Annotated in this window: 5 protein-coding genes; 1 reads left to right on the top strand and 4 read right to left on the bottom strand. The window is 65.5% G+C overall.

Annotation, left to right across the window (positions count from 1 at the left end; genetic code table 11):
* Window position 1: 1 nt before the first annotated feature.
* From tolR to ybgC, 3 genes are read right to left on the bottom strand one after another with little or no spacing between them, the layout of a single operon-like run.
* Window positions 2–433 carry a protein TolR gene (gene tolR, locus ABNS06_RS03430; protein ID WP_348672573.1) on the bottom strand — a complete coding sequence of 144 codons (432 nt, stop codon included), beginning with the start codon at window positions 431–433 and terminating at the stop codon, window positions 2–4.
* 19 nt (window positions 434–452) lie between these two features.
* On the bottom strand, window positions 453–1,163 hold the full coding sequence (gene tolQ / locus ABNS06_RS03435; protein WP_348672575.1) for a protein TolQ: 711 nt from the start codon (window positions 1,161–1,163) through the stop codon (window positions 453–455).
* Window positions 1,160–1,582 carry a tol-pal system-associated acyl-CoA thioesterase gene (ybgC, locus tag ABNS06_RS03440; protein WP_348672576.1) on the bottom strand — a complete coding sequence of 141 codons (423 nt, stop codon included), beginning with the start codon at window positions 1,580–1,582 and terminating at the stop codon, window positions 1,160–1,162. Before ybgC ends, tolQ begins: the two co-directional genes overlap by 4 nt.
* Window positions 1,583–1,656: 74 nt before the next feature.
* Between ybgC and ABNS06_RS03445 the strand changes: the two genes are divergently transcribed.
* A complete protein-coding gene (locus tag ABNS06_RS03445) occupies window positions 1,657–2,565 on the top strand; it encodes an isoaspartyl peptidase/L-asparaginase (RefSeq protein ID WP_348672578.1) in 909 nt (302 codons plus the stop codon).
* A 31-nt stretch (window positions 2,566–2,596) separates the two neighbouring features.
* Here the strand turns inward: ABNS06_RS03445 and ABNS06_RS03450 are convergent.
* On the bottom strand, window positions 2,597–3,156 hold a 560-nt coding region (locus tag ABNS06_RS03450), incomplete at its 5' end, for a Holliday junction DNA helicase RuvB C-terminal domain-containing protein (protein ID WP_348672579.1).

Consider the following 3,156-nt stretch of genomic DNA (forward strand, 5'->3'; position numbering starts at 1 on the left):
ATCAGGAGCCGGCGGCTTCGATCAGCTCGGGATCGGCCGCGAAGCCGATCCGGGAGATACCCGCCGCCTGCAAGGTCGTCATCGCCCGCATGATCGACTGGTAGGCGACCTTGCCATCACCTTCCAGCACGACGGAGAGATCGGGCCGGCTCCGTTTCGCGGTTTCGATGATCGTGATCGCCTCGTCACGCGAAATCGGTGCCTCGGGGTCCGGTCCGATGGACAGGTACATGTCGCCGGCCGCATCGACGGACAGGATCACCGGTTCGTGGTTGGAATCCACCGACATCGGTTCCGCGTTCGCGTCGGGCAGGTCCACGTCCACGCCCTGGGTCAGCAACGGCGCGGTAATCATGAAGATCACCAGCAGCACGAGCATGACGTCGATGTAGGGCACCACGTTCATTTCCGCGGCCAGTTTTCTGCGTGCCATGGCGAAATCCTCTGCGCTCTCAGGCCTCGGGCCGACGGCCCGTGCTCTGCAGGCCACGTTCCAGGATGCCCACCAGCTCTTCCGAGAACGTCTGGAAGCGGTTTTCCAGGCGATCGACCTGGCTGGTGAAGATGTTGAACGCGATGACAGCGGGAATGGCGGCGAACAGGCCGATGGCCGTTGCGATCAGCGCCTCGGCGATACCGGGCGCGACCATGGCCAGCGTCGCCTGCTTGACGTTCCCGATGGCGATGAACGCATGCATGATGCCCCAGACCGTGCCGAACAGGCCCACGTAGGGGCTGGTCGAACCGATGGTCGCGAGCACCGGAAGCCCGCCCTCCATGCGATCAACCTCGCGCATCTGGGCCACGCGCATCGCCCGTTGCACCGCGCTCGCGGCTGATTCGTCTACGCCGCGCTCATCACTCTGCTGGATGTTCGAACGCTGGCGACGATATTCCTCGTAACCGGCCAAGAACAACGCCTCCATGCCGTGATCGGCATGCTCGCTGCCCTTCACGCGGTCGTAGATCTCGGAAATCTGTCCGCCCGACCAGAAGCGGTCCTCGAAGCGATTCGCCAGGCGGGACGTTCGGCCAAGCATGCGTCGCTTGGAGACGATGATGATCCACGACAGCACCGAGGCGACCATCAAACCCGCCATCACCAGCTGCACCAGCAGGCTGGCGTCGAAGATCAGGTGGGTCAGCGACAGCTCGTTGTTCATGCGTTGCTCCCAAAGAATTCAGCCGGCAGCGCGCGCGGCTTGAAAGTCGATTCGGTCAGACAGGCAACCCGGACCTGCGCCTGGATCAGGCCGCGCCCGTCCGATGAGCCGACGTGAATGGCCTGATGGAAGCGGATGCTGGCGCGCTTGCACTCAGCCACCTGCACCGAAATCGCCACTTCATCATCCAGTCGGGCGGGTCCGAGAAACTTCATGGTCATCTCACTGACCGCAAAACAGAGGTCCAGTTCGCTGCGCAGACGTTCCTGGGACCAGCCCAGGTGGCGGACCCACTCGGTTCGGGCCCGCTCCAGGTAGCGCAGGTAGTTGGCGTGATAGACGACGCCACTGGCGTCGGTGTCCTCGTAGTAGACGCGAGTGGTCCACCAGAACGTGCTGATCTCGTCGAGATTCGGCATTCCGTGCCTTCTTCACCAGTAAACCGCTGATTATACGCGTATTATTGAACCCCTCTCCCAATGGCTCCGCGTCCATGGCTCATCATCCCGTTTCCTTTGCCATTCATGGCGGCGCAGGCGACATTCCGCGGCGCGACCACGGCTACGCGGAACATCTTCTGGCACTGGAGACAATTGGCGAATCAGCGCGACAGGCCCTGCAGGATCGGGTGCCGGCGATCGACGTGGTGGAACAGGCGGTTCGGCAGCTCGAAGACTGTGAACTCTTCAACGCCGGCCGAGGCGCGGTGCTGAATTCCGAAGGTGTCGCAGAGCTGGACGCGTCGATCATGCGCGGTGACGGCGCATGCGGTGGTGTGGCGGGCGTGCGCAGTCCGCGCAACCCGGTCGCGCTGGCCCGCGCGATCATGGAGGACGGTCGCCACGTGCTGCTGGTCGGCGCCGAAGCCGACAGGGCCTGCGAGCGTTTTCACGTCGCCACCGCCCCACCCGACTACTTCGTGATCGACAGTCGCGTGCAGCAACTTCGCCGGGCGCGCGAGCACGAGGCGATCGTGCTGGACCACGACGAGCCGCTGGGGACGGTGGGCGCCGTCGCGCGTGACCGCGACGGTTGCCTTGCCGCGGCCACATCGACCGGCGGTATGACCAACAAGGCGCCGGGCCGGGTCGGTGATTCCGGCGTTATCGGCGCGGGAACCTGGGCCTGCGACGACAGCTGCGCCATCTCGACGACCGGCCACGGTGAATCCTTCATCCGGGTCAACGCCGCCGCGCAGATCCACTGGCGCATGCTGCTGCGCCATGAACCGATGACGGCCGCGGCCGAACTGGTGATAGAACAGATCGTCGAGCGCGGCGGCATGGGGGGACTGATCGGTGTCGATCGCGACGGTCTGGTCTGCCTGCCGATGAGCACCACGGGCATGTTCCGCGCCTGGGCGGAACTCGACGGGCCGGTACAGGCCGCCGTCTTTCGTTAACAACCCCGCGCGCCGACCGCGGCGGCGCTGATCACTCGGCGTTCGGAAACAGGCCGGGCGCCGGTTCGCCGCTGCCCGCCGGCGGCTGCAGGCCCAGATGCAGCCACGCCGTCCGTGTCGCCTGACGTCCGCGCGGCGTGCGCTGCATGAAACCCTGCTGGATCAGATAGGGCTCGATCACGTCCTCGATCGTGTCGCGTGATTCACCGATTGCCGCGGCAAGGCTTTCCACGCCGGTCGGTCCGCCGTCGAAGCGCTCCACCAGCGCCGACAGCAGCTTGCGGTCCATGACGTCGAAGCCTTCCTTGTCGACATCGAGCATGTCCATCGCGGCCTGGGCGACCTGTTGTGACACATGACCGTCCGCGCGCACCTGGGCGTAGTCGCGCACGCGGCGCAGCAAACGGTTGGCGACACGGGGCGTTCCGCGCGAGCGGCGTGCGATCTCCATCGCGCCCGGCGCGTCGAGCGCCATGCCGACGATATCGGCCGAACGCGTGACGATCCTGCTCAGCTCGTCCAGCGTGTAGAACTCCAGCCGGTGGACAATGCCGAAGCGGTCCCGCAAGGGCGATGTCAGCGAGCCGGCGC

The organism is uncultured Abyssibacter sp. (assembly GCF_964000955.1).
GTDB lineage: Bacteria > Pseudomonadota > Gammaproteobacteria > Nevskiales > OUC007 > Abyssibacter.